This is a genomic window from Sphingorhabdus sp. EL138 (assembly GCF_900258045.1).
Classification (GTDB): Bacteria; Pseudomonadota; Alphaproteobacteria; order Sphingomonadales; family Sphingomonadaceae; genus Parasphingorhabdus.
In genome coordinates, this window is record NZ_OGVD01000002.1 from 35,880 (window position 1) to 53,357 (window position 17,478).

General features: G+C 55.2%; 16 protein-coding genes and 1 riboswitch. Of the genes, 8 read left to right on the forward strand and 8 right to left on the reverse strand.

Features of this window, described 5'->3' with window-relative positions; genetic code table 11:
* Positions 1-11: 11 nt before the first annotated feature.
* Together DK507_RS03540 and DK507_RS03545 are read left to right on the forward strand one after the other, a co-directional pair.
* Entirely contained in the window at positions 12-1,106 is a 1,095-nt protein-coding gene (locus DK507_RS03540; RefSeq protein ID WP_109354914.1) for an MBL fold metallo-hydrolase, read from the forward strand.
* 29 nt (positions 1,107-1,135) lie between these two features.
* Positions 1,136-2,140: an NADP-dependent oxidoreductase gene (locus DK507_RS03545; RefSeq protein WP_109354915.1), complete on the forward strand. Its 1,005-nt coding sequence runs from the start codon at positions 1,136-1,138 to the stop codon at positions 2,138-2,140.
* Here DK507_RS03545 and DK507_RS03550 read toward each other — a convergent pair.
* Positions 2,130-3,263, reverse strand: a complete 1,134-nt coding sequence (locus DK507_RS03550) for an MFS transporter (RefSeq protein ID WP_162558875.1) — start codon at positions 3,261-3,263, stop codon at positions 2,130-2,132. The genes DK507_RS03545 and DK507_RS03550 overlap by 11 nt on opposite strands.
* Positions 3,264-3,273: 10 nt before the next feature.
* Here DK507_RS03550 and DK507_RS17760 point away from each other — a divergent pair, with 10 nt between their 5' ends.
* A complete protein-coding gene (locus tag DK507_RS17760; protein WP_162558876.1) occupies positions 3,274-3,432 on the forward strand; it encodes a hypothetical protein in 159 nt (52 codons plus the stop codon).
* Here DK507_RS17760 and DK507_RS03555 read toward each other — a convergent pair.
* From DK507_RS03555 to DK507_RS03575, 5 genes are all read right to left on the reverse strand, one after another.
* Positions 3,429-4,112 carry a DJ-1/PfpI family protein gene (locus tag DK507_RS03555; protein ID WP_109354918.1) on the reverse strand — a complete coding sequence of 228 codons (684 nt, stop codon included), beginning with the start codon at positions 4,110-4,112 and terminating at the stop codon, positions 3,429-3,431. The two genes, DK507_RS17760 and DK507_RS03555, sit on opposite strands and share 4 nt — an antisense overlap.
* 20 nt (positions 4,113-4,132) lie before the next feature.
* A riboswitch (ZMP/ZTP riboswitch) is annotated at positions 4,133-4,229 on the reverse strand.
* 37 nt (positions 4,230-4,266) lie between these two features.
* A complete protein-coding gene (locus DK507_RS03560; protein ID WP_109354921.1) occupies positions 4,267-5,520 on the reverse strand; it encodes an ABC transporter permease in 1,254 nt (417 codons plus the stop codon).
* Positions 5,517-6,221 carry an ABC transporter ATP-binding protein gene (locus tag DK507_RS03565; RefSeq protein WP_216822328.1) on the reverse strand — a complete coding sequence of 235 codons (705 nt, stop codon included), beginning with the start codon at positions 6,219-6,221 and terminating at the stop codon, positions 5,517-5,519. Before DK507_RS03565 ends, DK507_RS03560 begins: the two co-directional genes overlap by 4 nt.
* Positions 6,222-6,224: 3 nt before the next feature.
* Positions 6,225-7,478 (reverse strand): efflux RND transporter periplasmic adaptor subunit, encoded by a 1,254-nt coding sequence (locus DK507_RS03570; protein WP_109354924.1) that lies wholly within the window; start codon positions 7,476-7,478, stop codon positions 6,225-6,227.
* A 102-nt stretch (positions 7,479-7,580) separates the two neighbouring features.
* Positions 7,581-8,513 carry a Gfo/Idh/MocA family protein gene (locus DK507_RS03575; protein ID WP_109354925.1) on the reverse strand — a complete coding sequence of 311 codons (933 nt, stop codon included), beginning with the start codon at positions 8,511-8,513 and terminating at the stop codon, positions 7,581-7,583.
* 133 nt (positions 8,514-8,646) lie between these two features.
* On the opposite strand from DK507_RS03575, the gene DK507_RS03580 reads away from it, so the two are divergent.
* From DK507_RS03580 to DK507_RS03595, 4 genes are all read left to right on the forward strand, one after another.
* Positions 8,647-10,374, forward strand: coding sequence for an IlvD/Edd family dehydratase (locus DK507_RS03580; RefSeq protein WP_109354926.1), 1,728 nt, complete (start codon positions 8,647-8,649; stop codon positions 10,372-10,374).
* A gap of 4 nt (positions 10,375-10,378) precedes the next feature.
* Positions 10,379-11,281 carry a 2-dehydro-3-deoxygalactonokinase gene (locus DK507_RS03585; protein ID WP_109354929.1) on the forward strand — a complete coding sequence of 301 codons (903 nt, stop codon included), beginning with the start codon at positions 10,379-10,381 and terminating at the stop codon, positions 11,279-11,281.
* Positions 11,278-12,165 carry an SMP-30/gluconolactonase/LRE family protein gene (locus DK507_RS03590; protein ID WP_109354930.1) on the forward strand — a complete coding sequence of 296 codons (888 nt, stop codon included), beginning with the start codon at positions 11,278-11,280 and terminating at the stop codon, positions 12,163-12,165. Before DK507_RS03585 ends, DK507_RS03590 begins: the two co-directional genes overlap by 4 nt.
* Positions 12,166-12,257: 92 nt before the next feature.
* Positions 12,258-12,974, forward strand: coding sequence for a FadR/GntR family transcriptional regulator (locus DK507_RS03595; protein WP_109354931.1), 717 nt, complete (start codon positions 12,258-12,260; stop codon positions 12,972-12,974).
* Here DK507_RS03595 and DK507_RS03600 read toward each other — a convergent pair whose 3' ends face one another.
* Both DK507_RS03600 and DK507_RS03605 read right to left on the reverse strand, forming a co-directional pair.
* Positions 12,975-13,604: a 2-dehydro-3-deoxy-6-phosphogalactonate aldolase gene (locus DK507_RS03600; RefSeq protein WP_109354932.1), complete on the reverse strand. Its 630-nt coding sequence runs from the start codon at positions 13,602-13,604 to the stop codon at positions 12,975-12,977.
* A gap of 29 nt (positions 13,605-13,633) precedes the next feature.
* On the reverse strand, positions 13,634-15,157 hold the full coding sequence (locus tag DK507_RS03605; RefSeq protein ID WP_109354933.1) for an SLC5 family protein: 1,524 nt from the start codon (positions 15,155-15,157) through the stop codon (positions 13,634-13,636).
* Between the two features lie 114 nt (positions 15,158-15,271).
* Here DK507_RS03605 and DK507_RS03610 point away from each other — a divergent pair, with 114 nt between their 5' ends.
* Positions 15,272-17,422 (forward strand): alpha-galactosidase, encoded by a 2,151-nt coding sequence (locus DK507_RS03610; protein ID WP_162558877.1) that lies wholly within the window; start codon positions 15,272-15,274, stop codon positions 17,420-17,422.
* Positions 17,423-17,478 lie beyond the last annotated feature (56 nt).

The following is a 17,478-nucleotide window of genomic DNA, read 5'->3' on the forward strand; positions in this document are numbered from 1 at the left end:
CGGAGGATTGCATGGACAGATCGAAGATTTTCAGCAAGCGTTGGCTATGGGGCTTGGCCGTCGGAATCGGTGTTCTTGCCAGCGCCCTATGGCTTCTTCGCGCTGAAATAGGCTCCCGGCTTTTTGCCAATGCCGTGGAAAGCGCCGTTAGCCGAGACGTTATAGGTGATTTGCCCGAAGGCATGCATCTGGCCCTTTGCGGAACCGGGTCGCCCTTGCCGGACCCCAGTCGCGCTGGCCCCTGTTCAGCGGTGATGATCGACGGCAAGATGTTCATTGTCGACATAGGCGGCGGAGCGGTGCGCCGACTGGGTGAAATGGGACTGAGCCCGGGCCGGGTCGAAGCGTTGCTGCTTACCCATTTTCACAGCGACCATATTGACGGCATGGGCGAGCTGTTGTTGCAGCGCTGGGCTGGCGGCGGCCATGACGCGCCATTGCCGGTCATTGCGCCCGAGGGTGTGGCCGCGATTGTTGACGGGATAAATGCCGCCTATGCTGCCGACGCCGGCTACCGCGTGGCGCATCATGGCGAAGATATCATGCCGCCCTCCGGTATCGGCGGGATCGCGCAGTCTTTCGCCTTGCCCGCGGACGATGACGAGCAGATTGTCTATGATCAGGACGGCCTGAAAATCACGGCCTTTACGGTCAATCACGAACCGGTTGTGCCGGCAGTTGGCTACCGGTTCGACTATAAAGGCCGGTCTATCGTGTTTAGCGGTGACACCACGCGAAGCGCCACGGTCGAAAAGGCCTGTAACGGTTGCGACATATTGGTGCATGAAGTGCTGAACGCCGAGATGGTTGCGATTACCGAAGCGGCGATGAAAAAAGCCAAAAGACCGCGGCTTGAGAAGATCATGGCGGATATTCCCGACTATCACGCCACACCCGCCGAGGTGACGGAATCGGCCAAGGCTGCCAAAGCGAAAATGCTGGTCTTCTCCCATATCGTTCCGGCGGTACCGATCAGCCTTCTGGAACCCTATTATCTGCAAGGCGTCACTGCCGGCTTTGGCGGAAAAATCGTAGTGGGAAAGGATGGCATGCTGTTCATTCTCCCTGCCAATACAGATAATATCGAGCGGCAGGATTTGCTCTAGACTGCACCCTGAAAAAGGGGAGGCAGGCAATGACGACAAATCGTTTCTGGCAATTGAACAGGCGCCCTGAGGGTGACGATGTCGCCAGCGCGCTGTCGTTGGAGAGCGAGGCGATGCCGGAACTGGCCGAGGGGCAAGTGCTGGTTAAAGCTGCCTATCTTTCCATGGATGCTGGCACCCGCATGTGGATGACCGAGCGGGAGGACAGCTATCAGCCGCCGCTGGAATTGGGCACCAAGATGGTTGGCCTCGTGCTGGGCTATGTTGCTGCGTCGCGCCATGATGGATTTGTCGAGGGCGATCTCGTGCGCGGTTTTGGCCAATGGGCCGAACATGCTGTGGTCGAGCCGGAGCTTGCCGGGCTGGTGAAGGTCGATGCCAATATTAGCGATATGAAACAGTATTTTGGTGTGCTTGGGTTCAACGGCTGGACCGCGCTTTGGGGCCTGCAGGAGACGGCCGGGGTGCAGGCAGGGCATAATGTTCTGGTTTCGGCAGCGGCTGGTGCGACAGGTGTGCTGGCTTGCCAGATTGCGAAAATTTTGGGAGCTAATGTCCATGGCTTGGCAGGCGGGCCGGACAAATGTCGCTGGCTGGAGGAAGAACTCGGGATCACCAAGGCGATCGACTATCAAAATGACGATATCGCTGCGGAGCTGGCAAAAATCGAGGGCGGGATCAATGCCTATTTCGACAATGTTGGCGGGCCGATATTGGACGAGGTGCTGCCCAATATGGCACTTTACGGCCGCGTCGCACTATGCGGATTGCTGGCCCAATATAAAGGCGACGGGCGCGGGCAGGGGCCGGGACATTTTGACCAGATCCTGATGAAGCGGCTGCGTGTCGAAGGCTTTTTCTCGCCCGATTTCATGGATCAGGGCGAGCGACTAACAGCGCAGCTAAAGGACTGGCTGGAGCAGGGATTGATCGATACGCCCTTTGACGTGACCGAGGGCATTGAGAATGTGCTGGCTGCTTATGACAAGCTTTTTACCGGCGGCAATATCGGCAAGGTATTGGTCAAGCTTTAGGTCGCAACCGCAGCCCCCAGAGCGAGAAGCCCATGATCAGGGTCGCAAAGACAATTGATATCCCGACAATTGCGTCCCAACCGCCCCAGGCATAGGCGGCGGTGCCCAGCCAGCTCGACAGGCCTCCGCCGGTAAACATGATGACGATGTAAATGGTCATCAATCGGGTGCGGATTTCCGGGTCTCGACCAAACAGGATCGTGCGATTGGCGACATCCATTGACGCACCGCCAAAGTTGCTGAACAGGATCGGCAGGATCAATATCCATAGGCTGTTACCTGCAAATATAAGCAAAATCGCGCCGATCAACTGGGCGATGGCAAATAGCATGCGGGCCTTTTCGGCACCGATCCGGTCTGCCAGCCGGCCGGACCAGGGGGCGATAAAAACATTCATCCCGGCCAGTAGCGCGAGATAGCCCACAACATCGACCCCATAACCCATTTGCGGGCTGGTGATATGCAATCCAATGCCCAGCCATAAGGCCAGAAAAAACCCGAACGACAAGGCCTGAAGCAATCCTGCTAGCAATACGTCCGGCATGGTCCTGATTATCGGCCAGAGCGAGGCGATCAGTGTGCCGTAACTTTCCTGAGGCTCGCTATCATCGCGCAGCTTTTCATCCTTCTCCATGATCAGCGGCAAGATGACGAGCAACAGGAAGGTCAGCGCGGTGCCAACCCAATAGGCGGATCGCCAGCCAAAATAATGCCCCAGCACACCCGCACCTGCGCGGCTGCCGAGCAAACCAACCGTGATCCCAGCGGTCATGATGCCAGTAACATGACCGATGCGATCTGGCCGCACCCGTTTGGTGACATAGGCGGGCAGCAAATAGGGCGTGATGGTCGCAAAGCCGAGCAATGAAGATGCGGCGACGAACAGGCGGAAATCCTGCGCCGTCGCCATGGCAAGTAGCGCCAGAAACTGGCCTGCGACAAAGGTGATGACAAGCTTGCGGTTGTTGATCCGGTCACCGAGCGGCAAGAGCAGCAGTATCCCGAGCGCCAGTGCGATCTGATTAAAAGCGGGCACCAGCCCGAGAAATGTTCCGCTCACGCCAAAATCGTCTCCGACGGGCGCGATGAGCGGATGGATATAATAGCCGTTTGCGACCGCCACGGCACAAGCCATGGAAAAGAGAAACAATTTCGTTTCACTAATCCTGCGCGGTGCGGTTTTGCTGGAGGTTGGCGCGGCGTCGGTCAGTTTATCGGCTTTCTATATTGGGTCATCAATTGCTTGTGATGCCCATGACGAAAGCGGAGCCCCAAGTCCTCTATTTGTTTAGCTAGCGTCGATCACCTTTTGCAACTCTTTCAGGACGTCGCCATAGTTGCGATCGTTGAGCAGTTGGACCAGCTTGGGATCGGCGACGGCGGGATTACCGCTATCAAATGGCGGGTCGGGATCATATTCCAGCCCCAGCTGCACAGCCTCTGCAAATTGCTGTCCGGCAATTTCGGCGATCACGGTCAGGGCAAAATCGATACCCGAGGTGACTCCACCGGCGGTAATGACATTGCCATCTTTGACGACTCGAGCGGCTTCATAGGTTGCGCCGAATTTTTCGAGCAAGGACGTATAGGCCCAATGGCTGGTTGCGCGTTTGCCTTCCAGCAATCCCGCCGCACCCAATGCCAGTGAACCGGTGCAAACCGAGGTGACATATTGCGCCTCCGCTGCCTGATCGCGCAGGAATTGCAGTGTCTCGTCATCCTGTATGACATCGCGCGTGCCAAAGCCGCCCGGGACGCAAAGGAGGTCGGCCTGCGGACAATCGGCCAGGCTCGTATTTGGCATTATCGCAAAGCCGCTATCGGTTTGAATGGGCTGCACTGCCTTGGCTGCGGTGTGCACCACAGCCCCCGGCATGCGCGCCAGAAACTGGGCAGGTCCAGTAAAATCAAGCTGGGTGATACCGTCGAATAACAGAAAGACGATGTGGAAAGGTTTTTGTGTGTCGGCCATGAGCATGTCTCCTTCGTTTCAAGAAATGCCCAGGCGCCCGACTGAAAATTGCATCTTTGACTATGCACCCGCTCCCCGGTGGTGAACCACCCTATCGCGCCAGTTGCGAGTTGCACATTGATATCATCGCTATACCCCTAAAGGCAATCCGGAATTATTCGGTGCGCAAAGCCTCGATTGGCGACAGGCGCGATGCGCGCACGGCCGGGTAACCACCAAATAGCAAACCGATAAACGCAGAGAATATGATCGCACCAACGCCGACCCCAACGCCGATAGGAACCGGGAAATCGGCATAGACAGTCAGCGCCGTGCCGCCTGCTATAGCGAGTATCAGGCCCATAGCGCCGCCAATCACGCAAAGCACCGCCGCTTCGACCAGAAACTGGTTGCGGATATCGCTGCGCTTGGCACCCAAAGCCATGCGCAGCCCGATCTCACGCGTCCGTTCGGTGACGCTGACCAGCATGATATTCATGATACCAATCCCCCCGACCAGCAGTGAGATAGACGCAATGGCGACGAGCACGATCTGGAAAATTCCGGTGACCTGGGCGGATTCTTTCATGAATTCCTCGGTCGTGCGAATGGTGAACGGGTTGATATCCTTGCCCCGCACCCGATAGCGTTCGCGCAGCAATTTTGTCATCTCGCGCTTCGCATCCGGCAGCGATATTCCATCCTGAAAGCCGACAAACAACATTTGCAAGTCATCGGGGCCCGCGAGGGAGCCCCCGGAAAATCGTTGGCGCATCGTACTGATCGGCATCAGCGCGATATCATCATTATCATTGCCAAAGCTCGATCCTTTGGATTCGGTAATGCCAATGACAGTAAACGGCGCGCGGTTGATGCGAATAGTCTCGCCAACCGGATCAAAATCACCGAATAATTTTCGTGCGACCGTGGGGCCGAGTACTACGACACGTGCAGCGGAGCGGACATCGGCTTGGCTAATGAAGCGACCGTTCTCGGCGACAAGATTGGAGACTTTACCATAGCCCGGAGTCGTGCCAACGGCATTGGTTGAAGCATTGCGTCCGGCGACAATGAGTTGAATGTTTGAGCGCAGTTGTGGGGCGATGTCATCAATTCCGCTAATCTGCTTTTGGATCGCGCGCGCGTCACGCATCGTCAGCCGTCCGCGATCAAAGGAGCGCCGTCCGCCTTCACCTGTATCTGGCTGCGGAAATATCAGCGCCATGTTGGAGCCCAGCGCGTTGATTGATTGCATCACCGACACCTGCGCGCCGGAACCAACCGCCACCGCCAAAGTTACGGCGAACACGCCAATCATCACGCCCAGCGTGGTGAGTATCGAGCGCATCAAATTGGTGCGCAGCGCCGTCATCGCTATGGCGACATTGACCAGCCATCCGGATGCCTGTTGTCTGAAATTGCCGATCATGAACTGACCTTCTGGCGATTGTTCACAACCACATCTTCAATCACCTTGCCATCGCGAAACTCTATGCGTCGTTTAGCATGACCGGCAATTTCCGCTTCATGGGTAACGACGATGATGGTGATGCCCTGTTCGTTCAGACTTTCAAAAATCTGCATGATGTCTTCGGACGTCTTGCTATCGAGTGCGCCGGTCGGTTCGTCGGCTAGCAGAATCACTGGATCGGTGACCAGTGCACGGGCAATCGCTACACGTTGTTGCTGACCACCCGATAATTTGGCCGGACTGTGATCCAGCCTGTCGCCAAGTCCCATTTCTTCCAGTTTCGCCTTCGCTTTGTCTCGCCGCGCCTCCGTACCAAGACCGGCATAGATGAGCGGTACTGCCACATTGTCGAGCGCGGTTGTGCGCGCGAGCAGATTAAACTGTTGAAATACGAAGCCGATTTTCTGGTTGCGCAGTTCGGCCAGAGCATCACTGTCGCGATCACTCGTCGCAATACCATCGATGCGGACAATACCTGATGTTGGAATATCCAGACAACCAATCATGTTCATGAAGGTTGATTTGCCGGAGCCACTTGCCCCCATAATGGCAACATATTCACCGCGTTCGATGGACAGCGAAACCCCGTCAACTGCCCGCACCGTTTCGCCGCCGAGCTCATATGTTTTGACCAGATCCTGGGTTTCAACAAGGGCCATTATCTAAGTGTTCCCGCGCGCAAATTCGTCCTCTTCCTCGTCCTCTTCATTTTCGAGATTCTTGGAGCGGACGAGGACTTTCTCTTCTTCCGTCACCCCTTTGATGATTTCGACAAAATCTTCTCCGGCAAGGCCAATGGTAACGGTGCGTGGGTCCGGCTTGTAAGGGTCATCGCTGGCCAACCATATATTGGCGGTACGGTTCTTGGATTTATCTTTGGAAACCGGCTTCTGACCTTTTTCGTCTTCATCGGGCCGGTCATCTTTGCGCGGGCGAAAGCGGATGGCGGGTGCTGGAACGCGCAGCACATTGGCTCTTGTCCCGGTGACTATTTCAACATTGGCCGTCATGCCGGTCAGCAACTTCCCTTCCTTGTTATCGACATCAAGGATGACGAGATAGCTAACCACATTCTGCTCTTCGGTGGCCGATTTCCGGATCTGTCCTACTTTGGCGACAAATGTGTCGTCGGGATAGCTGTCCACGGTAAAGCGCACGAGCTGCTCCACCCGAACCTGCCCGATATCCGCTTCGTCGACTGAGGCTTCGACCTGCATACGGCTGGTGTCGGCGGCGATTTCAAACAGGTTGGGCGTCTGGAAACTGGCAGCCACCGTGGTGCCGGGCTCGACCAGCTTGTTGATCACCACGCCGCTGGTTGGCGCAAGGATCCGTGTGCGATTGAGATCGAGCTGGGCGGAGGATAGTTCAGCCTCGCTTTGCGCAATTTGTGCGCGCCCGCTTTGCGCTTGTGCCTTTGCCGTACTCAGTGACGCCCGGGCATTGGCCAGCGCATTGCGCGCCTGATCAATACCCGCTTTGGAGACAAAGCCTTTATCGGCCAATTGCTGCTGTCGTTCAAATTCGCGGCTTTGTACTTCATAGTCGGTTTGCGCTCGAATAATCGAGGCTTCGGCCTGTGCCAGCGTCGCACGAGCCGAGGCCACCTGTGCCCGTGCCTGGGTAACGCGCGCTTCAATACGGGTAGGATCGATTCTGGCGAGCACCTGACCCGCTGTGACCGGTGAGTTGAAATCAACATAGACGTCGGTGACTTGTCCTGAAATTTCCGATCCTACATTGATGGTGTTGAGTGCCCGCAACTTCCCGCTGGCAGATACGATGCGCGCAACATCGCCCCGGGATACCGGTTCGGTGACATACTCATATGTCTGCGCGGAAGGGACAATGATCTTGTACAGGATTGCCAGGACGACAATAGCGATAAGGCCTGAGGCGTAAGGATGGAGACGCATCCATGCAATTGCTTGTTTGATAATCGCTTCACCTCTGTATTAGCTAACTAAGTCACTATGGCAGGTTGTGTTTGGGTAGGCAATATGCCGCTCAATCAAAGATTAGCCAGCAAATGGTGCAACATTATGGCGCTCACCGATCATGAAGGCATCTGCGGTCAGTTTTAACGGCGCCAGATCAACGTCGGACTGACCATTTTGCATCAATTCGACAAACCTTGCGTAGATCGTCGAATATTCCTCATCGGCATGCTGTTCCAACACGGTTTCACCATCAATTTTCAACAAGCTGCCACCCTGCTCCAGGCGGAGCAAATGGGTCTTGGTTTTGACTTTGATCGTCCAGATTTCATCACCGGTTGTCCGAAAGTCGAATTCGGCGCTGGCATTTTTGGCAAAGGCGCCTGAGAAACTGATATTCGCGGCGATAGGGGCTTGATGATTCTCTGCGACAAAAAGGCTGGCCTGATCGACATGAAAGTCCACCGGGATAATTTTGGTGGCGATGGACAGGGCATTGATGCCTGGATCAAAAACACCAAAGCCGCCTGCTTGCCACAACCATGTCTGCCCGGGATGCCATTTGCGGACATTTTCGCGCCAGTCTATTGCAAAGGAGCTTATCTCTTGATCGGCCAGAAAGGTGGCGGCTTTGTCGACCGCTGCATTATATTGTGCATGCCATGTCGCAAACAGGGTGCGACCGGTTGATACGGCATAACCAGAAAGTTGTTCAACCTCCATTATGGTCGCACCAGGTGGTTTTTCTAACAGGACATGCCAGCCGCGGCTCATCGCCTCCCGGGCAATATCTGCGCGGCCTTTGGGCGGTGTACAAAGCGCAACCGCGTCGACTGCGATGTTGCTTTCCGCCAGCTCGAGCAGAGAAGAAAATACTGGAATCCCGTCCGGAGAGTCGCGGCGGCTGCTGACAATGGCGACCAGCTCGGCACCGTCGGTTTTTATGATCGCCGGGACATGTTGATCCTTTGCGATCTTGCCATAGCCCATGATCGCGATGCGCTTATTGCTCATAGTGAAGTCAACCCTGGGTCTGTGCCGGACATTCGGCTTGCATAAATCATATCAATATGATCATGTGAATGACGGTTTGGCGCAGCTTTTGTCAAGCTTTGCTGAGGGTATGGCAATCGTGATGGGAAAATAGGTGACCGACAAAAAGGCCCGCAGAAGCGCCGCTGTTTATGGCAAGCGTGATAGAGATGGCTTCATCCATCGCAGCTGGATGAAAAGCCAGGGGCTTCCCGATGACAGTTTTGATGGCCGTCCGATCATTGGCCTGTGCAACACCTGGTCAGAACTGACACCTTGTAATGCCCATCTGCGTATCTTGGCAGAACATGTGAAACGCGGCGTCTGGCAGGCGGGCGGGGTTCCGGTGGAGTTTCCGGTTTCCTCTTTGGGCGAAACCCAGATACGGCCGACTGCGATGCTGTTCCGCAATTTGCTCGCGATGGATGTGGAAGAAGCGCTGCGCGGTTATGCGATGGACGGCGTGGTTCTTCTGGGCGGATGTGACAAGACAACGCCGGGCCAGTTAATGGGTGCGGCATCGGTGGATTTGCCTGCTATTGTCGTGTCTTCCGGTCCGATGCTGAGCGGCAAGTTTCGGGGTGAAACCATTGGCTCGGGTACAGACGTCTGGCGCCTTAGCGAAGCGGCACGCGCCGGCGAGATTAGCGAAGAAACATTCTTCAGTGCGGAAGCCGCCATGTCGCGCAGCGCCGGTGTCTGCAACACGATGGGGACGGCATCGACCATTGGCAGCCTGAGCGAGGCTCTGGGTGTGGCGCTGCCTGGCAATGCCTCCATTCCCGCCGTCGATGCGCGTCGCCGGACGATGGCACACGAAGCCGGACGGCGAATTGTCGCACTGGTCGAGGAAGATAAGCCGCTATCCACTTTTTTAAGCCGAGCGGCTTTTGAAAATGCGATATTGGTCCATGCCGCCGTTGGTGGCTCGACCAACGCGGTCGTCCACCTGCTCGCGTTGGCCGGTCGCTGCGGTATTGATTTGCAGCTGGAGGATTTTGACGAGTTGTCTCGGGATATCCCGCTGCTCGCCAATCTATTGCCGTCCGGCAAATATCTGATGGAAGATTTCGATTATGCTGGCGGGATGCCAGCGATCATGAACCGCATTGAAGGTCATTTGCGCAGCAATGCGCCAACAGTTGGCGGTACCAGCATTGGAGAAATTGCGGCTTCGGGCGAATGTTTCAACGATGAAGTTATTCGCCCGCTGGACAATCCGGTGCAAAGCTCGTCCGGCACATGGGTATTGCGGGGCAACTTGTGTCCCGGGGGAGCGATCATCAAACCGAATGCCGCTACGCCCGAATTGCTGACGCATGAGGGGCCGGCCGTAGTCTTTGAATCGATTGAGGATTTTAAGGCACGGGTGGATGATCCCGATCTGGAAATCACAGAAGACTCTGTGATGGTGCTGAAGCAATGTGGTCCCAAAGGTTATCCCGGAATGCCGGAAGTCGGAAACATGCCGCTGCCCAAAAAACTGCTCCAAGCCGGGGTGCGTGACATGGTGCGGTTGTCGGATGCCCGGATGAGCGGAACCGCTTATGGTACGGTCGTCCTCCATATATCACCCGAATCCCATCTCGGTGGCCCATTGGCCCTGGTGCAAAATGGTGACCGGATCAAAATTGATGGGCCGGCGCGGTCCCTGTCTCTTTTGGTGGACGATGCCGAACTGGAAAGGCGTAAAGCGGATTTGCCAGCGCCGCCGACGCCGCCCAATAGCGAACGGGGCTATGTCCACTTGCACGTGAGCCATGTCGAGCAAGCGGACAAAGGCTGCGATCTCGATTTCCTGGTAGGCAAGAGCGGTTCGACGGTTACCCGCGAATCTCACTAAGGCCATGACGAAACCGACCTTTATCGCAATTGACTGGGGTACCAGCAACGCACGGTTCGCGCTTGTTGATGAAAACGGCGCGATGCTGGAAGAGAAACAGGGACAGGGCATAGCAAAGATTGATGGCGCGGCTGCCATTGAGTTTACATGCTTTGAAGCGATTGCCGATTGGATCACATTGCATCCGGCGCTGCCGGTTTTGATGGCTGGAATGGTCGGGTCGAATATTGGCTGGCGTGAAGCCGCTTATGTTGAAACGCCCGCTTCGATCCGGAAAATCATATCGGCCGCTAACCTGTTCGAAGCACGAGGCACAAGATTTGCAATCCTTCCGGGTGTGAAGACAGAGCGGCAAGCCGATGGCCTGCCAGATCTGATGCGCGGCGAAGAAACGCAAATAATCGGCACCGCAAAAGATGGCCTGATATGCTTGCCGGGCACCCATTCGAAATGGGTGCGCCTGACGGACGGAGAGATTGCGGCTTTTCATACTGCGCAAACCGGTGAGCTGCTGGAATTGCTCGGCAAACACAGTATTTTACTGAATCCACGTCGAGCGCCCACGGCGCAGATTGGGCCGTCATTCAAGGACGGCGTAGAAACCGCATGCAGAAACGCGCTGGGACTGGAATCTTTGCTCTTCACCGTACGTAGCCGGCAAGTGACAAGCGGCCTGCCGGCGGAAGACGCCGACTCCTATCTGGCCGGGTTGGTTATAGGGAGCGAAATTCGTTCTGCTCTTATCTCGCATGATGGTAGTGAAACAGTGCAGCTTATCGGATCGCCCGGCTTGACGGCGCTTTACGCTGCAGCACTTGATGTTGCGGGAAAACGATCAACGCAGGTGGACGGACAAACCGCCAGCCTTGCTGGCCTAGCCAGAGCTTATCAGGATATATTTGGATGACCATCAATGATCCAATGAAAGCGCCAGATATCAAAAACCGGCTTGGGGAATGTGTGATATGGGATGCTCGCGAAAATGCGGTGCTATGGACCGATATTGAATCATCCTTGTTCTGGAAATGGCGTTTCCCGGATGCTGAACCGCAAAGCTTCTCCTTGCCTGAGAGACTAGGCAGTTTTGCCCTCACCAAAAAAATGGGGACTTATCTGGGTGCGTTTGAAAGCGGGTTTGCGATGTTCACGCCATCCGAAGGAAAGTTTCGGCTGACCGCTCCCGTGTCGGCCGACCAAAAGCACTTGCGAATGAATGACGGGCGCGTGGATCGTCAGGGCCGGTTCTGGGCCGCGACCATGGCAGAACAGGATCCCGTCGACGATGAACCCTGGGGGACCCTGTGGTGCTATGATCATGGCGAGACTACGCCAAGTCTGTCGGGTTTCAAAATACCGAACAGCCTGTGCTGGAGCCAGAATGGCCGGGTCATGTACTTCGCCGATTCCCCGCAAAACACCATTTGGCGCTATGCCTTCGATCAGGAAAAGGGACCGATTGGCGATCCCGAGATATTTGCAAAGACCGAGAAAGGCGTTCATCCTGATGGCAGCCTGATCGATAGCGAAAACCATTTGTGGAATGCGCAATGGGGCGCAGGTGAAGTGGTCAGATACCGGCCTGATGGAAGCATCGAGCGGCGAATAGAACTGCCAGTCAGCCAGCCCAGTTGCGTGGCCTTTGGCGGCCCGGATCTCGATATATTATTCATCACAACAGCGCGTGTTGATCTCAGCGAAGAACAGCTTGCGGATCAACCGCTTGCTGGTTCATTATTCGCCTATGAGACTGATATAAAAGGCCTTCCGGAGATGATTTGCCAATCCGTTTGATATTGCCTGCTATCGTCAAAGGTACAGATGACACTTGCAACAGATAAGCAGGACCCGCAAAGATAGTGTCTCAGGAGGAAGGAACCAGAACTGTGGCCCGAACGCCAAAAGGGAATCTGACCGATCATGTGGCGACATCGCTGGGCCAGTCTATCGTGTCCGGCGAATATGTCCCAGGTTCGGTTTTCCAGATCAATGATCTGTGCGAAACTTTTGACGCCAGCCGCACGGTCATGCGGGAAGCGGTAAAGGCGCTTACCGCCAAAGGTCTGGTAACCTCCCGCGCCAGTGTGGGCAGCATTGTCCAGAAAGAAGAGAGCTGGAACCTGTCTGATCCGGATGTGCTGGACTGGTTTCTGCACGTAAAGGGCAATACCGTACCGCTGATTCGGGAGTTTATGGAATTTCGCCTAGCGATTGAGCCCATGGCGGCCATGCTGGCGGCGGAACGTGGTGACAAGGTCGCTATCGATAAAATATATACAGCGCTCGACCGCATGAAAGCCGCCAAAAACGGCGAAGATGATGCGCTAGCCGCGGATATAGAATTTCACGTCGCCATTTTGCATGCGAGCGGTAATCGCTTTTATATCAACATGCGGCATACCGTTGATGTGGCCCTGAACATCTCGATCCGCGTTACCAACCGTTCAAAAGGCGTGTCCCGGGCCAGCGTGTCAGATCATGCCAAAATAGCAGATGCAATTCAGGCCGGTGATGGCGAGACCGCGAAACTTGCAATGCAAAATCTTATCATGGAGGCGCAGCAGCTATTGCAGGGCAAGGTTCCCGCTTTGGAAAGCATTTAGTCAGCGCAGCATATCAGCAAAAGCTTTTGCGCTGGCTCCGACTTTGGCAGCGCTATCCCCTGCGCGGTATATCGATCCGCCAATGCCAAATCCTGTCGCACCGGCATCACGATAAACCTGCAGGTTGTCAGTGGTGACGCCGCCAACGACAAGCATTCTGGCTGCAGGTGGGAGCACGGCCCGCATCGCTTTGACCCCGGCAGGTGGTACAAGTTCTCCGGGGAACAATTTCACCGCATGAGCCCCGGCATCCAGCGCATCAAAGGCCTCGCTGGGTGTCAGGCAGCCCGGCGTGGAAATCATGCCACCAGCGACGGTCGCCTCGATAACCTCTGACCTCATATTGGGTGAGACGATCAACTGACTCCCAGCATCTTTGCAGCGCTGAACATCCACGGTGTTGAGAACGGTGCCGGCACCAACTATGGCACGATTGGCAAAACAACGCGCCATTATCTCAATTGATGCAAACGGGTCAGGCGAATTGAGCGGTACTTCCAATATCGTGATGCCCGCAGCGATAATAGCCTCGCCGATGGCCTCAATCTCGTCCGGTCGGACACCGCGCAGGATAGCGACCACCGGCATGGCGGAAAGCCTGCTTTCAAACACGTCGGTTAAATCTGTCATCTCGCTGCCTCGCAGAGCAAATGGATAATTCAGGCTGCCTCAGCCGCGCGCTGCGCTTTGCCCTCGCTGCTGAAGATAAAGACCGCACGGTTACCGAAAAGCAACCGGTTTACTGCCAAAGCAAATATCACTGATGTCACCAGCACCACGACCATGACATCAATATAATGCAGCCATGGAATACCGATATACTGGTAAACTGTCTCGCCTTCATAAATCAGACCGGGTTTGTACAGGACAAAATTATGGAAGGCGTAGAGCGCGAAGCCCCACAAGAGTCCCGCGATTGCCGCACGCGCATCGACATGCCGGAACAACAGGCCAACAATGAAGGTCGAAAGGATTGGCATGGAAAGCAAGCCGTTCAGCTCTTGCAGCAAATTGATGATGCTTTCGGCACTGGCAAATAGCGGCACCAGCGCAATGGCAACCAGTGATGCACCAACGCCGACGATCTGGTTGATCCGCCCGGCATTGGCTTTCGGATTGATAAACTGACGGTGAAAATCAATTGTGTATAAAGTGGTAGTGGCGTTGAGCACGGCGGAAAAGGTCGTTAGCACAGCCGCCGCGATCATCGCCGCGAATAGTCCGCTGGTCCAGCTGGGCAGTACCTGAGCTACCAGCATGCCATAAGCGCGGTCGCCGACATCTCCGAACAGTTTGAATGCGACGACGCCGGGCACGACGACGATCGCGGGTATGATCAGAAAGCGGATCAAGGCCGCTGCCATCACGCCCTTTTGAGCCTCCTTGACGGTGGGCGCGGCCAATGCCTTTTGGGTGATATTCTGATTGGTGCTCCAATAGAAAATCTGGATGAAAATCATCCCGGTGAAAAGCGTATGAAAGGGAATGGGCGAGTCATTCGACCCGATCATCGTAATTCGCTCTCGCGGCACGTCGGTGACAATGTCGAAATTGACGGCCTGAAGCGCGAGGAAGACCACGACGAGCGCCAGCCCCAAAATACCCACGCCGCTATAGGTGTCGAGCACCGCTACGGCGCGCAGGCCGCCTAATATGGCATAAGCGGCCCCGACAGCCGCGAAAACGGCGGCGATCACTGTGAGAGGAATATTAACGCCAAATAGCGACTGCATGAATAATGCGCCGCTATAAATCACTGCGGGCAGATAGATCACGACATTTCCGATCAGGAACAACGCGGAAATTGTCGTGCGGATGTTACGCTTGTTATAACGCTTTTCGAGCAGTTCGGTAACGGTCGTACAGTTATTGCGATAATAGATGGGGACAAAGACAAAGGCCAAAATCGTCAAGCCGACAATGGCGGAAAGCTCCCACCATGCGAGCAGCAACATTTGATTGCCATTCATTCCGACAAGCTGGTCGGTTGACAGGTTTGTCAATGTGATCGCACCAGCAACGAAGAACCAGCTCAGGCCTCCACCGGCAAGAAAAACATCCTTGGCGGAGCCGTCCCGGCCGGCACCCTTGCCGCGCACTTTCAGATAGGTGAACAGGCCCAGCAAGACCATGATTCCCAAAAATACGCCGATCTGGACTGCCGACACTCCCCCACTATTCATCGTCAAACTCTCCCGATTCATACTATTAATAGTATTTTTTGGCGACGCATGCCAGAACGGTTTTCCTTTTTGCAAAAAAGAAAATTCTATTACGAACAGACCATGGCCGGAGAAATGCAAATCAATAATCGCGAAGACATGGTCCGTTTTGATGCGGGTGACATGTCTTTCATTCTCTCCTGTACCACCGGGGAACCGCCTTTTGTGATATATTGGGGGCCCCGGCTTGCCACTGATACGCCAGATAAGGAGGTCGCTCTTCTGCACATGCGGCAAAGCGCACACGGGATAGAAGATAGTATTTTACAGCCCTCTTTGGCGATGGAACCTGGTATCGGATATACCGGGTCAAGCGGTTTTTCCGCCCATCGCGAGGGTAGTGATTGGGGTAGCCGGTTTGTCGTTTCGCAAGTCGAACAGACATCGACCGGCTGCCGGGTGGGTTGCTTGGACGAGCGGACTGCTATCACACTGGACTATGATATCGCCTTTAGCAGCGACACCGGACTGCTAACCTTTTCGTCGATGATCACCAATCGCGGAGATCAGTCGCTCAACCTGATAGACATGGCAACCATCTGTTTGCCGATACCTCAGCATATGACGGATATAATCGGCTTTACCGGTCGCTGGGCTCGCGAATTTCAGATGGAGCGGATCAACCGTTTTGCCGGTTCTTATGTGCGAGAGAACCGTCGGGGCAGAACTTCTCATGACTGTTTTCCTGCACTTATCCTGTGCGATGATAAGACAAGCGAACAAGCCGGTGAAGCCTATGGTTTGCATCTGGCATGGAGCGGCAATAGCCGGATGCGCGTTGACAGCAATGGTGACGGGCGTGTTTTTGCCTCCATGGGTGCATTGTTGTTCCCGGGTGAAATCGTTCTGGAACCGGGTAGAAGTTTCAAAAGTCCGGAAGTGATCGGCGCCTTTTCATCTTCCGGCCTCTCCGCATTAAGTCGCCAGTTTCATGATCATGTGCGCCATACCCTGCTGCGCCCCTCGACGCGGTCACGCGCGCGGCTGGTCCATTATAACAGTTGGGAAGCGGTCTATTTCGATCATGATCTGGAGCGGCTAAAGGCTTTGGCATCGCGCGCTGCCGATATTGGTGTCGAGCGTTTTGTCCTCGATGACGGCTGGTTTGGCGCGCGGCGCAATGATCGGGCCGGACTGGGTGACTGGTATGTTTCCGATGCAGTCTACCCCGATGGACTGAAACCGCTGATTGACCATGTCACAGGTCTCGGCATGGAAATGGGCATCTGGTTCGAACCGGAAATGGTCAATCCCGACAGCGATCTGTTTCGCACTCACCCTGACTGGATACTGACACTCGATTGTGTCGATCAGGTGTCGTTTCGCAATCAATATGTGCTGGATATATCGCGGCAGGAAGTATCTGATCATCTGTTCGAACGGGTCAGCGCGATATTGTCCGATCATGACATCGGTTATGTGAAGTGGGATATGAACCGCGATCTGAACCACCCGGGTAATGACCAGGGCTTTGCCAGAGCGCATGCGCATGTGCTGGCACTTTGGGCCCTGATTGATCGCTTGCGCGATGCTCATCCGGACGTTGAGTTTGAAAGCTGTTCCTCCGGCGGCGGACGAGCTGATTTCGGGATGTTGGCCCGTACCGATCGTATCTGGACGTCCGACAGCAACGATGCGCTTGATCGTCAGGCCATCCAGCGCGGTGCATCGCATTTTCTGCCGCTTAGCGTAATGGGTGCCCATGTTGGCCCCCGCCACTGCCATATTACGGGGCGGACCTTGTCGATGGCGATGCGTGCGGGCACTGCGTTAATGGGGCATATGGGGCTGGAGCTGAATTTGCTGGAAGAATCAGCCGACGAGTTGGATGAGCTCAAAACCGCTATTGCCCTTTACAAAACCCACCGCGCGCTGTTGCACGCCGGTGATTTTTACAGGATCGACAGCGCGGAATATCTTAACATCATCGGTGTGGTTGCACAGGACAAGTCCGAGGCGCTTTATTCTGTCACCTATCTGACAGGACATATCCCCGCATTACCTAGCCGGTTGCATCTGGTCGGACTTGATCTGAAAGCCTCTTATCGGATGCGCCAGGTTTGGCCACAAAACTGGGTCAGCGAAAAATCGCCGTCCATTGTTGAGGCCATGGATTTGGCAGGCGCAGGAACGGTGGTTTCGGGAGAGGCTTTGATGAAAGCAGGAATACAGCTGCCGGTTGCACCACCAGAGACGACGCTGCTGTTTTACCTGTGCACCGATTAAGTCTGTGGGTTAGCTTGTCGCCGCAGCAACAAAGGCCGCCAGATGGCGGCCTTTGT

Bases quoted from the DNA above. Each gene is read 5' to 3' on its own strand.
- DK507_RS03555 (WP_109354918.1), bottom strand. From the start codon at position 4,112: ATGGCCGACACACAAAAACCTTTCCACATCGTCTTTCTGTTATTCGAC.
- DK507_RS03565 (WP_216822328.1), bottom strand. From the start codon at position 6,221: ATGGCCCTTGTTGAAACCCAGGATCTGGTCAAAACATATGAGCTCGGC.
- DK507_RS03600 (WP_109354932.1), bottom strand. From the start codon at position 13,604: ATGACAGATTTAACCGACGTGTTTGAAAGCAGGCTTTCCGCCATGCCG.
- DK507_RS03545 (WP_109354915.1), top strand. From the start codon at position 1,136: ATGACGACAAATCGTTTCTGGCAATTGAACAGGCGCCCTGAGGGTGAC.
- DK507_RS03585 (WP_109354929.1), top strand. From the start codon at position 10,379: ATGACGAAACCGACCTTTATCGCAATTGACTGGGGTACCAGCAACGCA.
- DK507_RS03570 (WP_109354924.1), bottom strand. From the start codon at position 7,478: ATGCGTCTCCATCCTTACGCCTCAGGCCTTATCGCTATTGTCGTCCTG.
- DK507_RS03590 (WP_109354930.1), top strand. From the start codon at position 11,278: ATGACCATCAATGATCCAATGAAAGCGCCAGATATCAAAAACCGGCTT.
- DK507_RS03610 (WP_162558877.1), top strand. From the start codon at position 15,272: ATGCAAATCAATAATCGCGAAGACATGGTCCGTTTTGATGCGGGTGAC.
- DK507_RS03560 (WP_109354921.1), bottom strand. From the start codon at position 5,520: ATGATCGGCAATTTCAGACAACAGGCATCCGGATGGCTGGTCAATGTC.
- DK507_RS03575 (WP_109354925.1), bottom strand. From the start codon at position 8,513: ATGAGCAATAAGCGCATCGCGATCATGGGCTATGGCAAGATCGCAAAG.
- DK507_RS03605 (WP_109354933.1), bottom strand. From the start codon at position 15,157: ATGAATAGTGGGGGAGTGTCGGCAGTCCAGATCGGCGTATTTTTGGGA.
- DK507_RS17760 (WP_162558876.1), top strand. From the start codon at position 3,274: ATGGAAAAGAGAAACAATTTCGTTTCACTAATCCTGCGCGGTGCGGTT.
- DK507_RS03540 (WP_109354914.1), top strand. From the start codon at position 12: ATGGACAGATCGAAGATTTTCAGCAAGCGTTGGCTATGGGGCTTGGCC.